General features: G+C 62.8%; 19 protein-coding genes. 12 read left to right on the forward strand and 7 right to left on the reverse strand.

The window, feature by feature from the left end; all coding sequences use genetic code 11:
* The first annotated feature begins 35 nt into the window (after positions 1–35).
* From IWX85_RS03120 to IWX85_RS03145, 6 genes are all read left to right on the forward strand, one after another.
* Positions 36–626, forward strand: a complete 591-nt coding sequence (locus IWX85_RS03120) for a YqgE/AlgH family protein (RefSeq protein WP_196868716.1) — start codon at positions 36–38, stop codon at positions 624–626.
* Positions 619–1,101 carry a Holliday junction resolvase RuvX gene (ruvX, locus tag IWX85_RS03125; RefSeq protein ID WP_196868717.1) on the forward strand — a complete coding sequence of 161 codons (483 nt, stop codon included), beginning with the start codon at positions 619–621 and terminating at the stop codon, positions 1,099–1,101. Before IWX85_RS03120 ends, ruvX begins: the two co-directional genes overlap by 8 nt.
* Positions 1,082–1,600, forward strand: a complete 519-nt coding sequence (pyrR, locus tag IWX85_RS03130) for a bifunctional pyr operon transcriptional regulator/uracil phosphoribosyltransferase PyrR (protein ID WP_196868718.1) — start codon at positions 1,082–1,084, stop codon at positions 1,598–1,600. The genes ruvX and pyrR overlap by 20 nt, the downstream gene beginning before the upstream one ends.
* 27 nt (positions 1,601–1,627) lie before the next feature.
* A complete protein-coding gene (locus IWX85_RS03135) occupies positions 1,628–2,590 on the forward strand; it encodes an aspartate carbamoyltransferase catalytic subunit (RefSeq protein WP_036809229.1) in 963 nt (320 codons plus the stop codon).
* Positions 2,591–2,867: 277 nt separating this feature from the next.
* On the forward strand, positions 2,868–4,163 hold the full coding sequence (locus IWX85_RS03140; RefSeq protein WP_036809232.1) for a dihydroorotase: 1,296 nt from the start codon (positions 2,868–2,870) through the stop codon (positions 4,161–4,163).
* 53 nt (positions 4,164–4,216) lie between these two features.
* Positions 4,217–4,954 (forward strand): 1-acyl-sn-glycerol-3-phosphate acyltransferase, encoded by a 738-nt coding sequence (locus IWX85_RS03145; protein ID WP_036809235.1) that lies wholly within the window; start codon positions 4,217–4,219, stop codon positions 4,952–4,954.
* 129 nt (positions 4,955–5,083) lie between these two features.
* On the opposite strand, the gene IWX85_RS03150 is transcribed toward IWX85_RS03145, so the two are convergent.
* Positions 5,084–6,223: an ABC transporter ATP-binding protein gene (locus IWX85_RS03150; RefSeq protein WP_196868719.1), complete on the reverse strand. Its 1,140-nt coding sequence runs from the start codon at positions 6,221–6,223 to the stop codon at positions 5,084–5,086.
* Positions 6,224–6,333: 110 nt separating this feature from the next.
* On the opposite strand from IWX85_RS03150, the gene IWX85_RS03155 reads away from it, so the two are divergent.
* From IWX85_RS03155 to IWX85_RS03165, 3 genes are all read left to right on the forward strand, one after another.
* Positions 6,334–7,959, forward strand: a complete 1,626-nt coding sequence (locus IWX85_RS03155; protein WP_036809241.1) for an iron ABC transporter permease — start codon at positions 6,334–6,336, stop codon at positions 7,957–7,959.
* Positions 7,960–8,136: 177 nt separating this feature from the next.
* The gene (locus tag IWX85_RS03160) at positions 8,137–8,358 is read left to right on the forward strand and encodes a CsbD family protein (RefSeq protein WP_196868720.1); all 222 of its coding nucleotides are present in this window, start codon (positions 8,137–8,139) and stop codon (positions 8,356–8,358) included.
* A 69-nt stretch (positions 8,359–8,427) separates the two neighbouring features.
* Positions 8,428–8,997, forward strand: a complete 570-nt coding sequence (locus IWX85_RS03165) for a hypothetical protein (RefSeq protein ID WP_196868721.1) — start codon at positions 8,428–8,430, stop codon at positions 8,995–8,997.
* 197 nt (positions 8,998–9,194) lie between these two features.
* Here the strand turns inward: IWX85_RS03165 and IWX85_RS03170 are convergent, their stop codons facing one another.
* Positions 9,195–10,205 (reverse strand): Stealth CR1 domain-containing protein, encoded by a 1,011-nt coding sequence (locus tag IWX85_RS03170; RefSeq protein ID WP_196868722.1) that lies wholly within the window; start codon positions 10,203–10,205, stop codon positions 9,195–9,197.
* 63 nt (positions 10,206–10,268) lie between these two features.
* Between IWX85_RS03170 and IWX85_RS03175 the strand changes: the two genes are divergently transcribed.
* Complete coding sequence (locus tag IWX85_RS03175) at positions 10,269–10,502, forward strand: hypothetical protein (protein WP_231379486.1); 234 nt, start codon at positions 10,269–10,271, stop codon at positions 10,500–10,502.
* A 338-nt stretch (positions 10,503–10,840) separates the two neighbouring features.
* Entirely contained in the window at positions 10,841–13,105 is a 2,265-nt protein-coding gene (locus tag IWX85_RS03180) for an ATP-binding protein (protein WP_196868724.1), read from the forward strand.
* Positions 13,106–13,262: 157 nt separating this feature from the next.
* On the opposite strand, the gene IWX85_RS03185 is transcribed toward IWX85_RS03180, so the two are convergent.
* The gene (locus IWX85_RS03185) at positions 13,263–13,448 is read right to left on the reverse strand and encodes a CsbD family protein (RefSeq protein WP_036809246.1); all 186 of its coding nucleotides are present in this window, start codon (positions 13,446–13,448) and stop codon (positions 13,263–13,265) included.
* A gap of 670 nt (positions 13,449–14,118) precedes the next feature.
* Here IWX85_RS03185 and IWX85_RS03190 point away from each other — a divergent pair.
* Entirely contained in the window at positions 14,119–14,385 is a 267-nt protein-coding gene (locus tag IWX85_RS03190) for a cupin domain-containing protein (protein ID WP_081932604.1), read from the forward strand.
* A gap of 46 nt (positions 14,386–14,431) precedes the next feature.
* Here the strand turns inward: IWX85_RS03190 and gspF are convergent, their stop codons facing one another.
* The 4 genes from gspF to IWX85_RS03210 form a co-directional block, all read right to left on the reverse strand.
* Positions 14,432–15,670: a type II secretion system inner membrane protein GspF gene (gspF, locus tag IWX85_RS03195; RefSeq protein WP_036809255.1), complete on the reverse strand. Its 1,239-nt coding sequence runs from the start codon at positions 15,668–15,670 to the stop codon at positions 14,432–14,434.
* 355 nt (positions 15,671–16,025) lie between these two features.
* Positions 16,026–17,435, reverse strand: coding sequence for a GspE/PulE family protein (locus IWX85_RS03200; protein ID WP_036809258.1), 1,410 nt, complete (start codon positions 17,433–17,435; stop codon positions 16,026–16,028).
* 2 nt (positions 17,436–17,437) lie between these two features.
* Positions 17,438–19,636: a type II secretion system secretin GspD gene (gspD, locus tag IWX85_RS03205; protein WP_196868725.1), complete on the reverse strand. Its 2,199-nt coding sequence runs from the start codon at positions 19,634–19,636 to the stop codon at positions 17,438–17,440.
* Positions 19,637–19,642: 6 nt separating this feature from the next.
* Complete coding sequence (locus IWX85_RS03210; protein ID WP_036809264.1) at positions 19,643–20,455, reverse strand: type II secretion system protein N; 813 nt, start codon at positions 20,453–20,455, stop codon at positions 19,643–19,645.
* Between the last annotated feature and the right edge of the window lie 2 nt (positions 20,456–20,457).

Here is a 20,457-nt window from a genome sequence, read left to right on the forward strand (position 1 = left end):
TTCGCCTGTGGCAAGTCAACGCGTAAAATCTCCGGATGGCCACGGACCCCACCCCTTTGATCAATCTCACGCACCACTTCCTCATTGCCATGCCCGGGCTGGAGGATGAAGGCTTTTCGAAAAGCGTGATCTACATGTGCGAGCACAGCGAGCGAGGCGCGCTGGGCCTGATCATCAACAAGCCCAGCGACATCAATGTCCAGGGCTTGTTCGACAAGGTCGAACTGCCGCTGCGCCGCGAAGACCTGACGACAATGCCGGTGTTCCAGGGCGGGCCGGTGCAGACCGAGCGCGGCTTTGTGCTGCATGAGTCCATGATGCCTGGCAACGAATCGGTGTACGCCTCGACCATGTCGATTCCGGGTGGTCTGGAAATGACGACATCCAAGGACGTGCTCGAAGCCCTGTCCACTGGCGCCGGTCCACGCAAGGTGTTTGTCTCGCTCGGCTATTCGGCCTGGGGCGAGGGCCAACTCGAGTCGGAACTGCTCGACAACAGCTGGCTGACGGTGGCCGCCGATTTGGGCTTGATCTTCGACACGCCGGTTGAGGAACGCTACGACAAGGCGCTGAAGCTGCTGGGCCTTGAAAGCTGGATGATTTCCCCTGTTGCCGGACATGGATGAACCGCAAACGCTAGCGGACCCCGATGGTTTTCAGCCACCTGAGCCATCGGCTGCCGTGCCGCATCCAGTGGCGCGCCTGCAGACTTTTCTGGCCTTTGATTTCGGGTTGAAGCGCACCGGCGTGGCTTCGGGCAACAGCCTGACCCGCACAGCGTCGCCGCAGGCCACCATTGCCGCCGAAGGGGTCGCGCGTTTTCCGCTGATCCAGGCGCGCATCAAGGAATGGCAGCCCGATGCGCTGGTGGTCGGCGTGCCATTTCACCCCGACGGCGCCAGCCACGACAATACCGTGCGCGCGCGAAAGTTTGCGCGCCAGTTGCGTGGCCGTTTTGGCCTTCAGGTGTTCGAAGTCGATGAGCGTTACAGCACCACCGAGGCCCTGGCCGGCGGCGCAAAAGATGCCGATGCCGCGTCGGCCTGCATCATTCTGGAACAATTTCTAAGGAGCCTTCCCCATGAGCAGTCTGGTTCTTGACGCCGAGGCGCTGTATGCCGATCTGCTGCGCGGCATGCGCCAGCAGCTGGCCGCTTCCCCTCAGCCGCCGCGCCTGGTGGGGGTGGCGTCGGGCGGTGCCTGGCTGGCCGAGCGCCTGAAAAAAGACCTTGAGCTGAAGGAAGACATTGGCATCCTGTCGTCGTCCATGCACCGCGATGATTTTTCGCACCGCGGGATGTCATCCAGCGGCCAGACGGTGCTGCCCTTCGATGTCAATGGCTCGCACCTGATCGTCGTTGATGATGTGCTCTATACCGGCCGCACGATCCGCGCCGTGCTCAACGAACTGTTTGATTACGGACGGCCCGCCAGCGTCAGGCTGATGGTGCTGGTGGACCGGGGCGGGCGCGAGTTGCCGGTCCAGGCCGACCTGGCCGTGGCGCGCGTCGTCCTGCCGGCTTCGCAAACGCTGGAACTGGCCCGCACCGACGACGGCCGGTTCCGGTTTCGTCTCCAGGCTATTCAAACCCCCGCCTGAACTGAAAGCGCAAGAGGAACTTAACGCGTGTTGTACCGACGAAACCCCCAACTCAACAAGAACGGCGAGCTGATCCACCTGCTGTCCACCGAAGGCCTGTCCAAAGCCATCCTGACGCAGATTCTGGACACCGCCGCCAATTTCGTGTCCGTCAGCAGCCGCGAGGTGAAAAAAGTCCCGCTGCTGCGCGGCAAGAGCGTGTTCAACCTGTTTTTTGAAAACTCCACCCGCACCCGCACGACGTTTGACATCGCCGCCACGCGGCTGTCGGCCGATGTCATCAACCTGGACATTGCCCGTTCGTCGGCGTCAAAGGGCGAATCGCTGCTCGACACCATTGCCAACCTGAGCGCCATGGCGGCCGACATCTTCGTGGTGCGCCACAGCGAATCGGGCGCGCCCTACCTGATCGCCCAGCATGTTGCGCCGCATGTGCATGTCGTCAATGCCGGCGATGGCCGCCATGCACACCCGACGCAGGGCCTGCTCGACATGTACACCATCCGCCACTACAAGAAGGATTTCAGCAACCTCACGGTCGCCATCGTCGGTGACGTGCTGCATTCGCGCGTGGCGCGCTCCGACATCCACGCACTGACCACGCTCGGCTGCGCCGAAGTGCGGGTGGTCGGCCCCAAGACCCTGGTGCCGTCCGACATGGCGCAGATGGGCGTTCGCGTGTGCAACACCCTCGAAGAAGGCATCAAGGACGCTGACGTGGTCATCATGCTCAGGTTGCAAAACGAACGCATGACCGGCGCGCTGCTGCCCAGCAGCCAGGAGTTTTCGAAAAGCTTTGGCCTGACGCCTGAAAAGTTGCAGCTGGCCAGACCGGATGCCATCGTGATGCATCCCGGCCCGATCAACCGGGGTGTGGAAATCGATTCGGCCGTGGTCGATGGCGTGCAAAGCGTCATCCTGCCGCAGGTCACGTTCGGCATTGCGGTGCGCATGGCCGTGATGAGCATCGTTGCAGGGAATGAGGCATGAGCCCCCACGCTTCCCACTGCGTGTGGTTCGCTGCCCCCCGGGGGGGCGCTGCGCCTGCGGCCCGGCAAAGCCAAGGATGTGGCCCCCACGGTCGCCCACTTCGTATGGCTTCCTGCCCCCCGAGGGGGCCGCTGCGCCTGCGGCCTGGCAAAGCCAGTTCCGCGGCCCCTGCTGGTGTGGAGAAAGACGCCATGCCATGCCTGCAACAGGGCGGTTTTGCTCGGGACCGCTTGTTGCCTGGACCGGCGTTTTTATTTTTCACGTCGGAAAAAATCAAATGAAGCTTCTCATTAAAAATGGCCGTGTCATCGACCCGGCCACCGGCTTCGACCAGGTCGGCGACCTGGCGATTGCCGCCGGGCGCATCGTCTCGCTGAACGGTGGGCTGGCCGATTTCACGCCGAACAAGACCCTTGACGCGACCGGCTGCATCGTCGCCCCGGGCCTGATCGACCTGTCGGCGCGGCTGGGCGAGCCTGGCCATGAGCATGAAGGCATGCTGGAAAGCGAACTGGCTGCAGCGGTTGCCGGCGGCGTGACCAGCCTGGTGTGCCCGCCCGACACCGACCCGGTGCTCGATGAGCCCGGCCTGGTGGAAATGCTCAAGTTCCGTGCCGAAAAAATGCACCAGTCGCGTGTCTTTCCGCTGGGCGCCCTGACGCGGGCGCTCAAGGGCGAATCCCTGACCGAGATGGTCCAGCTCACCGAATCGGGCTGCGTGGGCTTCAGCCAGGCCGAGGTGCCACTGGCCAATACGCAGGTGTTGATGCGCGCCATGCAGTACGCCGCCACGTTTGGCTATTCGGTCTGGCTGCGTCCGCAGGAAGTTCACCTGGGCAAGGGCGTGGCCGCCAGCGGAGCGCTGGCCACGCGCCTGGGGCTGAGCGGCGTTCCGGTGGCTGCCGAAACGATTGCCCTGCACACGATTTTCGAGCTGGTGCGCGCCACCGGGGCGCGCGTCCACCTGTGCCGCATCAGCAGTGCGGCCGGCGTGGCGCTGGTGGCCCGTGCCAAGGCCGAAGGCCTGGATGTGACCTGCGACATCAGCATCAACAGCCTGCACCTGACCGATGTGGACATCGGCTACTTCGACAGCCGGATGCGCCTGGACCCGCCGCTGCGCCAGCAGCGCGACCGCGATGCGCTGCGCCTGGGGCTGCTCGACGGCACCATCGATGCGCTGGTGTCGGACCACACGCCGGTTGGCGCGGATGCCAAGACCCTGCCGTTCGCCGAGGCCGAGGCCGGCGCGACCGGCCTGGAACTGCTGCTGGGACTGGCCTGCAAATGGGGCATCGAGAGCGGCGCGAACATGCGCCGGGTGCTGGCTGTGCTGACCAGCGAACCTGCCCGCGTGCTCGGACCTGCGCTGGGCACGCTGCAGGCCAGCGCGGGCCGGCTGGTCAAGGGCGGCGTCGCCGATGTCTGCGTGTTCGACCCGACAAGCGAGTGGACGGTCAAGCCGGCTGCCTTGCGCAGTCAGGGCCGGCACACGCCGTTCTCAGGCCACGCCCTCCCAGGCTCCGTTCGCTACACCCTGGTCGGCGGGCAGCTCGCCTTCGAGCGCGCCTGAGCCATGCCGGCAGGCTTTTTTTCGATGGCCGGCAACATGCCCGCAGACGCTTGATGAGGCGCATCCGGGCCTGCTGGCGTTTGCTGCGCGTTTTTTTTCATATCCTGACCGGCCTGTGGATTGCCGCCGTGCGCCTGCCACGCCTGCAACCTGCCGCTCAGAGCGCCCAGGTCCAGGTCTGGTCGCTGGCATTGCTGGGCCATATCGGTATTGCGCTGGAGGTTCGCGGCCAGCCGCCCGTTTTGGGACCGGTGCTGCTGGTGTCCAACCACATCTCCTGGCTCGACATTCCGGTGCTGCACGCCGCGCGGCATTGCCGCTTCGTCTCCAAGTCCGACATCAAGGACTGGCCGCTGGTCGGCACGCTGGCCACGGCGGCTGGCACGCTGTACATTGAGCGCAGTTCGCGCCGCGATGCCATGCGCGTGGTGCACCTGATGCGTGATGCGCTGCTGGCTGGCGAGGTGCTGGCGGTGTTCCCCGAAGGCACCACGGGCGATGGCTTGAGCGTGTTGCCCTTTCATGCCAACTTGCTGCAGGCCGCCCTGTCGGCCGATGCGCCAGCCCAGCCCGTGGGCCTGCGCTTCATTGACAAGGCCAGCGGCCAGCCCAGCCACGCGCCAAGCTATGTGGGCGACGACACCTTGCTGGGCTCGATCTGGCGCACCTTGTCCGCCCCGCCGATGGTGGCCGTGGTGCATTTCGGAGAGCCCGAACAGGCTGCGGGGCGCGACCGGCGTGCCTGGAGCGCGCAGTTGCGCAGCAGCGTGGACGGCTTGCGCCGGGGTTGACGCTTGCCGGATGGCCTTTTCAACCTCATCCGGCAGACTGGTGTTTTGACTGGCGGTGTCGCCGCACTGGCTGTGGCTACGCGTCCCCTGCGGGATGGGTCTGAAAGGAAGGCCTCGGACTCGGATTAATTAGGCTACTGAATTAATAGCTGAAAGTTCAATGGGGGCATGCGCAAGAGGCATATTTTGTTCAGAATTTGCATCTGTTTCGCGCACAAAGGTCACCACATGGTCCACTTCGGCCCGGATGCCCACCCATTCGCCGACCGCATGGTCGTGGTGGCTCGGCACATGGGCCAGCAGCGCTTCGCCACTGGCCAGTTGCATCGTGTACAAAAACTCTGAACCGCGAAATGACTTGCGGATGATGCGGGCCTTCACCGGCGCGTTGTCGTCGTGCACGATGTCGTCGGCGCGCAGCAGCACGTCGCATTCGCCGCCAGGGTAGCTCGACGGCAGCGGGCACTCGTCCAGCCCGACCAGATCGCCCAGCGGGGTGCGTGCCACCACGCCGCTTGGCTGGTGCATCAGGGTGGCCGGCACAAACACGCCGTGGCCGATGAAGTCGGCGACGAAGCGGGTGGCCGGCCGGTGGTAGAGCGCATAGGCGTCGTCCCACTGGTGCAGGTGGCCTTCATGCATCACGCCGATGCGGTCGCCGATGGCAAAGGCTTCGAGCTGGTCGTGCGTCACGAACAGGGCGGTGGCGCCCGCCGCTTTCAGGATGCCGCGCACTTCATGCGCCAGCCGTTCGCGCAGATCGACATCGAGGTTGGAAAACGGCTCGTCGAGCAACAGCAGGCGCGGCCCCGGTGCCAGTGCACGGGCCAGCGCCACGCGCTGCTGCTGCCCGCCTGACAGCTCGTGGGGAAAGACTTTGTGGGCATGGCCCATGCCGACCAGTTCCAGCACCTCGTCAACGCGCCGGTTGCGGGCGCAAGCGCTCAGGTGGTTCAGGCCGAAGGCCACGTTGCGGGCCACGTCCAGGTGCGGAAACAGCGCGTAATCCTGGAACACCATGCCGATCTGGCGCGACTCGGCGGGCAGATGAAACTGTGGACTGCTGACGATTTGACGGGCCAGCCGGATGCTTCCCACATGCGCGCGCTCCAAGCCCGCAACGGCGCGCAGCAGCGTGGTCTTGCCACAACCCGACGGGCCGATCAGCACACCGATCTCGCCGGCCTGGAGGCTGAATGACACGCCATCAACCGCCGCGTGGCGGCCTCCTGCGTAATGCACACCGAGTTGGGAGACTTCGAGAAACATAGGTTGATTGTAGATGCTTACAATTCTCATTTGCAGTAACTGGCTGCAAACACCACGGCGCAAGCGGGCAGGGCAGGGGCCAGCCGGCAACAGCCTTCCATCGGGTTTCAATGTTCCGCCGACTCTTCTTTCGCTTTGTCCCTTCCGCCTTTCTGCTCCTGCTGGTGGCATTCCTGACACTGCCGGTGCTGGCCGTGGCGCTGTCCTGGCTGCAATTCGACGCCACGGCGCGATCCATCCTCACGCAGATGCTGCAGACGGTGCTGCCCGACTACGCCTGGACATCGCTGCTGCTGTGCCTGCTGGTCGGCACGGGCGTCGCTGCCGTCGGCATGGCCACGGCCAGCGCAGTGACACTGTTCGAGTTTCCGGGCAGGCGCACGTTTGAATGGGCCTTGCTGCTGCCGCTGGCCATGCCCGCCTACGTGGTGGCCTATGCCTATACCGACTTCCTGCAATATGGCGGGCCGCTGCAAACCTGGCTGCGCATGGCTTTCGGGCTGCAGGGCCGGCTGCTGCCAGAAGTGCGTAGCCTGGGCGGCGCGGTATTGGTGTTCACAGTGGCGCTGTACCCGTATGTTTATTTGCTGGCGCGCACCGCCCTGTCCGAGCGCGCCGCGCACCTGATGGAAGCGGCGCGGCTGTTGGGCGCGCCGCTGTCCCGGCGCATCCGCGAGGTCGCCCTGCCGCTGGCGCGTCCGGCGGTGGCGGCCGGCGTGGCACTGGCGCTGATGGAAACGCTGGCAGACTTTGGCGTGTCCAGCTACTTTGGCATCCAGACCTTCACCGCCGGCATCTACAAGGCCTGGCTGTCGATGGACAACCGCTTGGCGGCCGCGCAACTGGCGACCGTGCTGCTGGTGTTTGTCGCGGTGCTGCTGCGCATCGAGCACAGCGCCCAGCAACGCATGCGCTTTGCCGCTGGCCGCGGCGCGCGCGCCGGGTCCGCCGACGCCGCACCGGTGCCCTTGCGCGGCGGGCGGGCGGCGCTGGCTTGGGGCCTGTGCGCCGCGCCGATCGCCTTCGGATTCGTGCTGCCAGTGTTGTTCATGCTGCGGCCGCTGGTGCTGGGCTGGGACAACCTGTTCTGGGACCAGTTTGCCAACTGGACGCTGAACAGCCTGTGGCTTGCCGGGCTGAGCGCCGTGTTGGCCACCGCGCTGGCGTTGGGCCTGGCATTTGCCGTGCGGCGCCAGCCCGACCTGCTGACCCGTGGAGCGGTGCAACTGGCCAGCCTGGGCTATGCCGTCCCGGGCGCCGTCATTGTCGTCGGGCTGCTCTTGCCGGTGGGCTGGTTGCAGGCGGCTGCACCGCAAACCGGCGCAGGGTACTGGATCACCGCCACCGTGCTTGGCGTGGTCTGGGCCTACCTGGTGCGTTTCAGCGCAGTGGCGCTGCAAAGCATACAAAGCGGGTATTCGCGCATTCCGGCCAGTTTTGACGACAGTGCCCGCCTGCTTGGCACCACCGGCGCCGGCCTGCTGGCGAAGGTGCACTGGCCGCTGCTCAAGCGCTCGGTGGCGGTGGCAAGCCTGCTGGTGTTTGTCGATGTGATGAAGGAATTGCCCGCCACGCTGGTGTTGCGGCCCTTTAACAGCGACACCCTGGCTGTGGTGACTTACCAGTTGGCGCGTGACGAGCGCCTGGGCGAGGCGGCCCTGCCGGCACTGGCGCTGGTGCTCGTCGGCCTGCTGCCGGTGGCTTTGCTGAGCCGCACCCTGCGCGTAAAAAAATAACCGTTCTGGCGCCTGCCCAGCCAGACTGTAGTCATCAGACTACCGGTTCAAAATCCGCCTGCCTACTTCTTCGCCGCGTTGCCATGGCTAGCATCTTATTTCTGCAAACAGGGACGGTTGCCCTTGCGGCGTTCTTCGGAATGCCAGGCAGAGTGACACCATAACGAGGAGAAAAGCATGAACCAAGATCGAGTGGAAGGTAACTGGCTCCAGTTCAAAGGCAAGGTCAAGGAGCAGTGGGGCAAGCTGACAGATGATGACCTCGATGTCATCGCCGGCAAGCGTGACCAGTTGCTGGGCAAGATCCAGGAGCGCCATGGCGTGACGCACGAAGAAGCTGAAACCCAGGTGAATGCCTGGCACGAGCGCAATCCGACCAATTTTTTCGAGCGTTACTGAGCGGCGGCCGGTCAAGCGCCTGCCTTGCAACTTAAAACTCAACACCCTCAAACTTTTCAAGGATTCATCATGAAAACCAGAATTCTGATGCTCAGCGCGGTCATGTCTTGCATTTTGGCTGGCAACGCCGTGGCCTTGACCAAGGCCGAATACGACACCCAGAAAAAGCAGGTCAGCGCCGACTACAAGGTCAACCGTGACAAGTGCGGCAGCCTCAAAGCCAATGCCAACGATATTTGCGTGTCTGAAGCCAAAGGCGCGGAAAAGGTCGCCAAGTCGGAACTTGAATCCCAGTACAAGCCCAGCGCCAAGCACACCCGCGATGTCGCCATGGCCAAGGCCGACGCGGCTTACGACACTGCCAAGGAAAAGTGCGACGACCTGACCGGCAATGCCAAGGACGTGTGTGTCAAGGATGCCAAGGCTGCGCATGTAAAAGCCAAGGAACAGGCCAAGGTCGTCCAGGCCTCAACCGACGGCAGCGCCAACAAGACGGCGAATGTGAAAGAAGCCCGCAAGGAAGCCAACGCAGAAACGCGCGAAGCCGATTACAAGGCTGCCAGGGAGCGCTGCGACAGCCTGGCCGGCAATGCCAAGGACACCTGCCAAGCCGATGCCAAGGCCAAGTTCGGCATGTGATGCTGGCCTGAGTGCGGGTCCGGGCAGTCCCGGCCCGTCATGACTAGGCCCTGAAAACCCCAGAACTGCGCCGACAGGCCGGGATTTTTTGTCGTTCCTATTGACCCCTCTCTTTTTGATAGCCAGCATCAAGTGCGGGACAAGCGCTGCAAGCCTTTTTTAGCAACAATTCTGCCGGTTATGGCGGTTATGGCGGTTCAGGCGGCCATGCGACAGTTGCCCGCCCTTTCAAACGAGGACGGACAGGGCAGAAGTTTTTCCAGGGTTTGCGCAATCTTCAGCAGGCGCGGATCGTCGCCCGCTGCCTCGTCGCAGGTGTCGTTGATACAGAAGAACGGCAAATTGCCGAAGTTCCGCGTCAGCGCCTCAAATTGCTGCGCCGCCTGGGCATCGCCTGTGTCGATATAAAGGGGATTGAGGACCTGCTGCTCTGCATAGCCCATTTGCACCATCCAGCGCGGTGCCAGGTCGGGAACGATTGGCGGAATCCGCCAGGAGCGGAAGACGGTGGAGCGAACCTGCGCAAACCAGTCTTGAGCCAGGTGTTCAAGCTCATGCATGATGCTTTTGCGCATGGCCCGCGGCGTATGCGAATACACCTGGGGAAGGTGCAGGTAGTGCGGGTAGCGCTCGGTCAGCCAGCGGCCGGACTTGATCGATGCATTGACCAGCGCTGTCTCGCCTGGATGCAGCGACTTGGGGTGCGTCGCAGACACAGGCTCCAGAAACACCTTCAGCCGCCCTTCGAACCACCATGTGGGATTGACCTTCTGGCCAAAAAAAACGTCGTCGTTCAGGTAGATGAAACGCTCGGACAGGCCGGGAATGTGGTGCAGATAGGACTCGATATGGCCCGAGTCGAACACCTTGGGCGACGCGGGGGGCAGCAGGGTACGGTGATCAACCAGCGTTACCTGGCTCGACGGCTGGAGCCAGGCCGGTGTTTGCCCGTCGGTCACGATGTAGACATGGCCGTGGTCCGGGAAAAATAGCTCCAGCGCGCGCAGGTTGAAAAGCAGCTCTGAATTGTCCCGGTAGCGGCCGGCCACGTTGCCAAAAACCGCCAGTTCTTCACCGTTCTGGCAGGCCCAGGCGGCATAGGCACTATGGCGCTTGCTCAGCCAGACAGGATCGGCACCGTTTACCCAGAGATAAACAATATCGATCCGGCCTGTATCTTCACTTGGGCCACGGAGCGGAGTCTTCAATTTTTGCTTGTCCTTGCCGTTCAGGGCATGAGTGCGTTCAGCATTGCTTGTACGGGACAAGGCATGAACTGGAAAGTTCTGGGCAGCGGCTCAACGAGAGCCATGGGCTTGAAAAGTGCGGAAATTCCCACTCAAGTTGCTAGCCAGAAATTTTTGGTTAACGGATATGCCTTCTGCGCTTGTTCTGATTGCATGTTCCGCTATTTAAATAATAGCAAGAACAAGACAGCGAAGAGCTTGCACGAAAGTCTCCATGGCACCGGATTTTTCAATGTCCGGCATTTCCATCCAAAGTAATTTCGTCGATCACCTCGGTGAGGTTACATTTTAAGCAGATTTGATACAAAGAAAACCCTCAGGAAAAATGGCATATTTCAAGGTGGGCTCGGGTTGCTGTCGCAGATTGGTTTCAAACGTTTTTCAGCCCTGCGACCTGAAATGCCAAGCACAGTTGGCTTGATGCCTTGGGGTTGGGCTTGCATCCGCGCGATCGTTTGCTGGTGACGAAATTGGCGCTGGGACTGTAGGCGTGTATAAAAGCCAGCGTTGTAGTGAATGAATGTCACGTTTGATGCAAAATAACAATTTTCAGAAACCCTGACCACGCCCTGGGTCCTAACAAACGCCTGTCTCGCATGCCTAAAAACCATCAGAACGATCGGGTAGACGCGACGCAGATGCCTGCATTCCTGGCCAATGGTGGCGAAATGGGCCGGCTGATCAATGCCCAGGATTGGCGTGGGACCGCTCTGGGCCCACCTGCCAATTGGCCCACCACCCTTAAAATCATGCTGGCCACGCTGCTCAGCAGTCCCCAGCCGATGATCATGGGCTGGGGCCCGGGTTTTCTCTCGTTCTTCAACGACAGTTATCGCCAGATGCTCGGTTCGCGCTTTCAAGGTCTGTCGGGCGTGCCTGCTGCCGAAAAATGGACCGATTCCTGGGCAGAAATCGAGCCCATTGCTCAGAAAGCACTTGGCGGCGAAGGCGCCTACTACGAAGACATGGCCTTGACCCTGACACGCAAGGGCTACAGGGAGCCGACCTGGTGGAGGCTTTCATTCCTGCCTTTCCGCGACGAAGCAGGTCAGGTCCCTGGCGTGTACTGCCTTCTCGTCGAAACCACCGAAAAACGGCTGGCGGAACAGCGCAAGGCGCAAGCGCAAAAGCAACAGGCTTTTCAGGTCGATATCAGCGATGCCTTGCGCGACGCCCTTGAACCAGAGCCCTTGATGATGCTGGCGTCTCAAAAACTGGGCCAGTACCTCAACGCTGCGTGTGTCGGCTATGCCGAGGTTGGAGAAACGGGTGAATGGAGCGCGTTGATGCCGATGTGGACCGATGGCAGATATTCCAGCCTGGCTGGAAGTCACCGGCTTGACGCTTACGGAGCGGTCCTGCTTGCGGAACTCCGTTCGGGGCGCACCGTGGCCATCAATGACACATCTGTCGATCCGCTCACCGCTGCGGCAGTCTGCGAGGCCAGCGACAAGCCCGTGCGGGCCTGTGCCTTCATGGGTTCTGCACACATCGTCAACAACCGCCTTGCGATGGTACTGTTTGTGGTGGATTCCCGGTCGCGTGTCTGGCTGGACTGCGAGAAAACGCTGATTGAGGAGGTTGCGGCACGGACCTGGATTTCACAGCGGCGGCTGCTGGCAGAAAAAAACTTGCGTCTGACGAATGCGATGCTAGAACAGCGCACGACCGAACTGCTGCGCAGCGAGACGGCGTTGCGCCAGTCGCAAAAACTGGAAGCATTGGGGCAACTCACTGGCGGAGTCGCCCACGATTTCAACAACCTGCTGGCCGTGATCAACTCGTCGGTCGAACTGCTGCGCAGCCATCGGCTCCCCGCAGAACATTGCGACTATTACCTGGAACTGATCCACGACACGGTGGGCCGCGCCGTCAAACTCACGGGCCAGCTGCTTGCCTTTGCCCGCCAGCAGCCGCTCATCCCGGAAGTGTTCGACGTCGACCGGCAGGTGCAAAGCGTGATTGATCTGGTTAAACCGCTGCTGGGATCGCGGATAGAAATCCTTCATCAGTCTTGTCTGCAGGAAGGCTGTTTCGCCTTGGCCGACGTCAACCAGTTCGAAACTGCCTTGTTAAACCTGGCGGTCAATGCCCGCGATGCCATGAATGCCAGTGGCCAGTTCGTCATCGCGGTTCAAAAGGTCGACAGGATACCGGCCGGCCCGAGTCGCGGTCACCGGCAGGGCGAATTCATTGCCATTTCGGCCAGCGACACGGGCTGCGGCATTGCGCTGGAAAAACTGGAGGCGATTTTCGAGCCTTTTTACACCACCAAGGAGGCCGGCAGGGGAACAGGCCTTGGCTTGAGCCAGGTTTTTGGCTTTGCCAAGCAATCGGGCGGAGAGGTGAATGTCAGGAGCGAGCCCGGCAAGGGATCTGTTTTTACGCTCTATTTGCCACGCGCCGAAAGGGTTGCCGAGTCGCAGGCTGCGGCTCCAGCGCCAGAGCCTGCAATGTCCTGCCAGGGTATCGGTGTGCTGGTCGTAGAGGACAACGAAGCCCTGGGTCAGATCGCCTGTGAAATTCTCGAGTTGCTGGACTACCGGCCAGTCTGGGCTGCCAGCGCCGCCGCCGCGCTGAGACTCCTGGCCGATGACGCCGGACGGTTTGGCCTTGTTTTTTCAGATGTCGTCATGCCCGGCATGGATGGATTCGAGTTCGGCGAACAGGTTCGGCGCGAATATCCGGGACTTCCGGTGGTACTGACCAGCGGCTACAACTCCGTCATGGCGCAACAGGAACATCATGCGTTCAAGCTGGTTTTGAAGCCTTACACGTCGGACACGCTGGCGCGCGTGTTCAGACAGTCCGTTGCCGAGCACAAACCGACGGTCTTTTTGCCCCCCGGCACGACCGGCTGAAGCAGAAAAGTCCGGCGTTCCCAAGGGTGTACAAGTTTCATGGGCTCGCATAAATCGCCTGTCGACCAAGTTTTTGCCCTCGAGGGGTGTTTCTATGCTCCGAAAAGCAAAAGGGCTGGTACCAAGACCAGCCCTTTTGCTCGGTTTTCAATCCGAGTCAGATCTTGTCGACGGCGTCTTTCAGGACTTCCTTGGCGTCGCCAACATTTTTCTGTACCCGTCCTTCTGATTGTTTCAAAAGACCTTTTGCCTCTTGCTCGGGGCTGTCGATCAATTCCCCCGTCGTGGATTGAACCTTGCCAGCCGCTTCCTTGAGCGCGCCCTTGACTTGATCGGTGTTCATCGTGTAATCCTTTTCAGTGTTCAGGTGAGTGGTGACGCTACTTTAGTGCCGTTTGCACACCGTGAAAAGCGTTGCAAAGCTCAAGCAGACGTGGGCTGCTTCCTACGTACCGATTTGCGCCAGACCGCATTTTGCAATTTGGTGTTGCCCAAGTGGAAAGCGCAGGCTTTTTTGGGCAGGCGCGCTGTTGGATCAGTCCATTTCAGACGCTTGGCAAGCGTCAACGGAAAACATCATCCGTCTTCAAAAAACATGAGTAACACCAGTTTTTGCGCCATGTAAATAGGCTTTTTTTTTAAAAACAGTTCTCGGGGCGTGCCGTTGACAAATGTCCGAAGTGGCCATCAACGCAAGGTGCGGTTTCATCATGGCGATAGAACTCAATGGTGTTTGGCCAAACCCTCCGGCATGAAAAGACGGGCTGGACAAGCTGCAACAGCAAGCGCTGTTCTTTCTTCTACAGATGTTGAATCACGCTGGATGGCCGGCCGCTGTTCAGGAGTCGATCCATTCGCTGTGAGGGAGCTTTGCGCAGGACGCAAAGACAAGGCACGTATCCGCAAACCGCGCTGACCATGTTCAGGTCGACAGCCTTTCATGAAACATTCACAATGAAAACGTGTGCACGACGCATCACACCGATCAATACCCTCATCACAAGGCTGCAAATATGGAACGAGACACCTTTACGGAAATCCTTGCCCGGGAAGGATTCAAGGAAGTGGTGACCGTGACACGGGAACCCGGCGGGTTTCTTGAGATGCACATGCATCCTTTCGAAGCCAAGGCGTTGATCCTCAGCGGTGATCTGTGCCTTCAGACGGGTGATGAAGACCAGTGCTATCGGACCGGTCAGGTGTTTCATCTGCCCGCGGGGAAACCCCATTCCGAGCAGTATGGACTTGAAGGCGTCACGTACCTGGTGGGCCGGCGATGACGTTCCGTCCGTCCATGACTGCCATGCCTGACCACTGGTGACCGGTTTAGCGTGCCAGCTGGTTGAGCTGAATGATGGGCAGCAGCACGGCAAGAACGATCAGCATCACGACCAGGCCCATGACCACGATCAGCAGCGGCTCCAGCAAGGTGGCCAGTTGCAGCGCACGGCGTTGCACTTCGGTGCCAAGCTGGCGGGCTGCGCGGTCCAGCATGACCGGCAACTGGCCGGTCTGCTCACCCAGGCGGGCAAACATGCTCAGTAGCCCTGGAAAACGCTTTTTATGACCGATGGCTGAGGCCAGCGGTGTGCCTTCGCGCACCAGCACCAGCGCATCCAGCGCATCGGCACGCATGGCCCGGTTCGACAGCGTGTCAGCCGCTGCCTGCAAGGCCTTGAGGATGGGCACGCCGGCGCCCGCCAGCATGGCCAGGGTGCCGGCAAAACGCGCGGCGTTGTAGCCGCGCGAGAGCTTGCCCAGCACCGGCAGCGTCAGCCAGGCGGCATCGAACCTTTCACGAAAAGCAGCGCTGCTCCAGGCCAGCCGGAAGCTGGCTGCCATCGCAGCCAGCGCCAGCAGCATCAGCCAGCCCTGGTTGCGCACGAAGCCGGCCAGGCCGAGCATGATGACGGTCAGCGCTGGCAAGGCCCGCTTGCTGCCAGCAAACACCTGCGCCACCTGCGGCACCACATAGCCCAGCAGGAAGGTCACGATGGCAATGGCCACCAGGGTGACGATGGCCGGGTACAGCGCTGCGCCCACCAGCTTGGCCTTGAGTTCCTGACTCTGCTCCAGGTCGTCGGCCAGCCGCTCCAGCACCATGCCGAGATTGCCGCTGTGCTCGCCAGCGCCCACGACCGCGCAATACGTCGCTGAAAACTCGCGCGGGTGCTGGGCCAGCGCGGTGGCAAAAGGGGTGCCGCCGTTGACCTCGGCCCGCAGGTTGGCGACCAGGTGGCGCTGGGGAATGTTTTCGGATTCGTCGGCCAGCGCCGTCAGCGCCCGCTCCAGCGGCAGGCCCGAGGTGACCAGCCCGGCGATCTGGCGCGTCCAGATGGCCAGCGCCGTGGCATTGAAGACACGTTTGCTCCACAGCGTGGTGTTCCAGCCCGAAGCGCCGGCCGGCTGCACACCTCTGCCTGTCGCGCCAACTGCCTGGACCGCCAGCGGCACCAGCGCCTGCGCCCGGAGCATGCTGCGCGCCGACCGTGCGGTGTCGGCCTCGATGATGCCCTTGCGGGTTGCGCCCTCGGCGGTGAGGGCTTCGAATGAATAGGCAGGCATGGAAAACTCTCGTTAAACGTTCAGCAGCTCCGGCGCACGACCGCCCAAAACCAGTCAGGGCCGCGGAACTGGCTTTGCCAGGCCGCAGGCGCAGCGCCCCCCCGGGGGGCAGCGAACCACACAAAGCGGGAAGCGCTGGCGTTTTCGCTCCAGACCAGCCGGGGCCGCGGAACTGGCTTTGCCAGGCCGCAGGCGCAGCGGCCCCCCCGGGGGGCAGCGCATTACACGAAGTGAAAAGCGCTGGCGTTTTCGCTCCAGACCAGCCGGGGCCGCGGAACTGGCTTTGCCAGGCCGCAGGCGCAGCGGCCCCCCCGGGGGGCAGCGCATTACACGAAGTGAAAAGCGTGGGGGTCATCTAATCCCGAGTCACACGCACCAGTTCCTCGCGCGTGGTGATGCCGGCCTGCACCAGCCGTTCGCCGTCGTCGCGCATCAGCGTCATGCCGTTTTCGAGGCCCGCCTCGCGCAGGTCGGCTTCCGACGCCCGGTGGTGAATCTGCGCCCGGATGGCGTCGTTGGTCGCCAGCAATTCGAACACGCCGGTGCGTCCCTGGTAGCCGGTTTGGCCGCAGGTGGCGCAGCCGGCGCCTTTGCAGTGAACGCAGACCTTGCGCACCAGCCGCTGCGCCAGCACGCCGAGCAGCGACGAACTGAGCAAAAACGGCTCGATGCCCATGTCGGTCAGGCGCGTGACGGCGCTGGCAGCGTCGTTGGTGTGCAGCGTGGCCAGCACCAGGTGGCCAGTGAGCGAGGCCTGGATGGCGATCTGCGCGGTTTCAAAGTCGCGGATCTCACCGATCATGATCACGTCCGGGTCCTGGCGCAAGATGGCGCGCAGGGCCTTTGCAAAGTCCAGGTCTATTTTTGCGTTGACCTGGGTCTGGCCGACGCCGGCCAGTTCGTACTCGATCGGGTCCTCGACCGTCATGATGTTCTGGCGCCGCGTGTCGAGCCGCTCCATGGCGGCGTACAACGTGGTGGTCTTGCCCGAACCCGTCGGGCCAGTCACCAGAATGATGCCGTGCGGCTGCGCCACCAGGTGCTCGAAGCGGCTCAGCACGTCGCCCTGCATGCCGACGGCTTCCAGGTTGAGCCGGTCGCCACTCTTGTCCAGCAGCCGCAGCACGGCGCGCTCGCCATGGGCGCTGGGCAGCGTGCTGACGCGCACGTCCACGGCACGGGTGCCGATGCGCAGGGAAATGCGGCCGTCCTGCGGCAGGCGTTTTTCGGCAATGTCAAGTTCGGCCATGATTTTCAGGCGCGAGATCAGTGCGGCATGCAACGCGCGATTGGGCTGCACCACGTTGCGCAGCGAGCCATCGACCCGAAAGCGCACGGCTGAATGGCGCTCGTAGGGCTCGATGTGGATGTCGCTGGCGCCATCGCGCGCGGCCTGCGTCAGCAAGGCATTGAGCATGCGGATGATGGGCGCGTCGTCGGATGTTTCCAGCAAGTCCTCGATGGCCGGCAGTGCCTGCATCATGCGGGACAGGTCAACATCGCTTTCAACCTCGCTGATGACGGTGGCAGCGCTCGATTCGCTCTGGGAGTAGGCGGCGCTGATGCGTTGCTGGAGCAACTCGGGTGCCTCGATGCTGATGTGCTGGACCTCGAACTTGCGCATCACTTCGCTGATGGCACCTGCCGTTTGAGGCGTGCCCAGGCTGTGCAGCCACAGCGTCAGGTCGCCGCCGAAGTCCTCCAGCAGCAATTGCTGGCTGCGTGCGAACCCATAAGGCAAAGGGTAGCGGGCGGGATGTTCCATGCTTATCGGTCGTTCACCAGGGGCAGCGGGGCTGTCTGGAACAGGGGTGCAGCCACTGGCCTGGCCGGCGCCACCGCAGGCATGGGCGTGATCGCCGGCAGCACCGGCGACTCGTTGACCGGCACCAGGCTGCTGTTGACTGGCTGCGTCTGCTGTTGAGTGGTGCGCATCAGGTCATAGCGGTCCATCGACAGGGCGTTCGTGGAGGCGGCATCGCGCACCACCACCGGCCGCAGAAAGACCATCAGGTTGGTTTTCTTGCGGCTGCGGCTTTCGGACTTGAACAGGTTGCCGAACACCGGCACGTCACCCAGGCCGGGCACCTTGTCCTGGTTGCCTGAGTACTCGTCCTGCAGCAGGCCGCCGAGCACGATGATCGCGCCATCCTCGACCAGCACGTGCGACTCGATCGAGCGCTTGTTGGTGATCAGGCCGGTGGCCGAATTGACCGAACCCGGCTGCACGCTGGAGACTTCCTGGAAGATCGCCATCTTGACCGTGCCGTTTTCGCTGATCTGCGGCTTGACGCGCAAGGTCAGGCCGACGTCCTTGCGCTCGATCGTCTGGAAGGGGTTAACGCTGCCGTTGCTGCCACCGCTGCCGGTGTTGGTGAACTGGCCTGTCACGAAAGGCACGTTCTGGCCAATGATGATCTTGGCCTCTTCGTTGTCCAGCGTGATGAGGTTGGGCGTTGACAGGATGTTGCCGGCGCCCGAGGTCTGCAGGAAGTTGGCCAGGAAGCCGAGGAAGTAGACGCCGTTGCTGCGCGCCGCCACACCGAGGTTCAAGCCGGTTCCGGGGGGCAGGGGTGTGCCGCTGGAAGCGCCCAGGGCCGACTGGATGATGTTTTTGCCGCTGCTGCCAAAGTTGGTGCCCAGCAGGCCGATCAGGCTGTCGCCCTTGCCGCCGAGGGGCCCCTGCCACTGGATGCCGAACTCGGCCGCCTTGTCCATGTTGACTTCGGCAATCAGGCTTTCCACGTAGACCTGCGCCCGCCGGGCATCGAGCTTTTCAATCACCGCGCGCAGTTGCCGGTACTGCGGCTCCGAGGCGGTGATGATGAGTGAATTGGTCGACGGGTCGGCCTGGATCTGCCCGCCGGTCGAGGGGCCTGCGCTCGGGGTGATGGGGGCGGTCGCTGCACTGCTGGGCTGGCCCATGCTGCTGGTCGTGCCCGCTTGTCCCGCCGTGTTCATGGCCGGTGTATTGCCCATCTGCGGCGTTGCCGGGCTGGCCGAACCGCCGCCGGTCATGGAGGCGCGCAAGACCGTCGCCAGGTTGGTGGCATCGGCATTCTTCAGGTAGACCACATAGATGTTGCCGGCATCGCCGTTCGGGCCGTTCATGCTTGGCGTGTCCAGGGTCTTGAGCAGCGACTTGACCAGTTCCAGGCGCGCGCCATTGGCGGCACGAACAATCAGCGAATTGCTGCGCGGCTCGGCGAGCACGGTGGTTTTGTAGCTGGCCTCGGCGGTCACCACGCCGCCGCCAGCGCTGTTGTCGAGCAGCCGCGTCAGCAGGGGCGCCAGGTCGGTCACCGACGCATAGCGCACCGGGAGCAGTTCGACATTGGTGGCGTTGGCCACGTCCAGCGCGGCAATGATGCGGCCCAGGCGGTTCAGGTTGTCGGCATAGTCGGTGATCACCAGCGAGTTGTTGCCGGGGTTGACGTTGATGGTGTTGTTCGGGCTGATCAGCGGCCGCAGGATGGGCAGCAGGTTGTTGGCATTCTCAAAGCTGAGCTTGAAGATCGTCGTGGCGATCTGCCCGCCGCCGACTGGCACGTTGGTGGACACGGCGCCGCCCTGCAGTTTGGCGTCAGCTTCGGGAACGATCTTGTCCAGGCCGGCGGCGTTGACCACGGTAAATCCCTGCAGTCGCAGGATGGCCAGAAACTGGCTGTAGGCCACGGCCGGGCTGACCGGGCGTTCGGTTGTCAGCGTGATCGTCCCCTTGACGCGTGGATCGACCACCACGTTGCGGCCCGTCAGCGTGGCCATGGTGCGGGCCACCGCGTCGATGTTGGCATTGACGAAGTTCAGCGTGATGGCTTCGCCGCGCTTGCCTGCGGCTGCCGGTGACGCCACTTGCGGCTGCGCCTGCGAATCTAAGGGAAATAGGCCTGTTCCGCATGCTAGCAGGGCACTTCCAGCTATTGAAAATATAGCAAGCTGGTGTTGTTTGAAGTTCGGATGTTTCATGCGGCTTTAACCCACTGTGATGACGGCCGTTGCGCCATTGCGCCGCCCGATGATGTTCAAGAGATTCGAGAGCGCGTCGACGCTCCCGGGCGAGGCGCTGGCAGCGCCATCGAATCGCAGCCGCTGGCCGACCCACTGGCCTTGGCCGGTGAGTTGCAGACTGCCGTCAAGGGTGCTCAGCTCAAGCGTGGGTGGGCTGCCGCCCGTCAGCATGAGGCGGTAGCTGCCCATGGGGTGCAGCGTGGACAGGCGTGAGGAAATCTGCAGGGCGTCAAGCTGCAGGCGGCCTGCCAGCACCAGCCGGCCCTGTGTCCATTGGGCTTTGAGGCCCTGGGTCGAAGCCGCCAGCTGGCCTTGCGCCTGCACCGTGTTCCACGGTGTGCCCAGGCCTGAGAGCAGTGCGGCGGGCCATTGTGACTGGCTGTCAGAAATCGCCAGCTGCACGCCGCTCCAGCCTGTCGGCCGGGCCTGAAGCCGCCAGGCCTGCTGCATGCAGCATTCGGCGTGGAGTTGAAGCTCCAGGCCGGTCCAGTCCGGCCGGATCCGCCAGCTCACCTGTCCGGGCAAGGCCACGGCGTCGAGGCTGCCTGCGCCCCCCGACAACACGAGTCGCGCCGAGCCCTGCCAGAAATTGCCCCGGGGTGCCGCCAGCAGGGCATGGCCGCCGCTGGCCTGAAGAACCAGCGCCGCAAGCCAGCGCGCCGGGGCAAACAGGCCCAAGGCCAGTACCAGCCCGCCAAGCGCGCCCGCCACTGCCCAGCGCCAGGGGGCAGTGGCAAAGGCAGGGCTGGCAGCGGTAGGGGCAGGGTGGGAGGGCATGG

This window comes from Polaromonas sp. CG_9.11 (genome assembly GCF_015752225.1).
GTDB lineage: Bacteria > Pseudomonadota > Gammaproteobacteria > Burkholderiales > Burkholderiaceae_C > Polaromonas.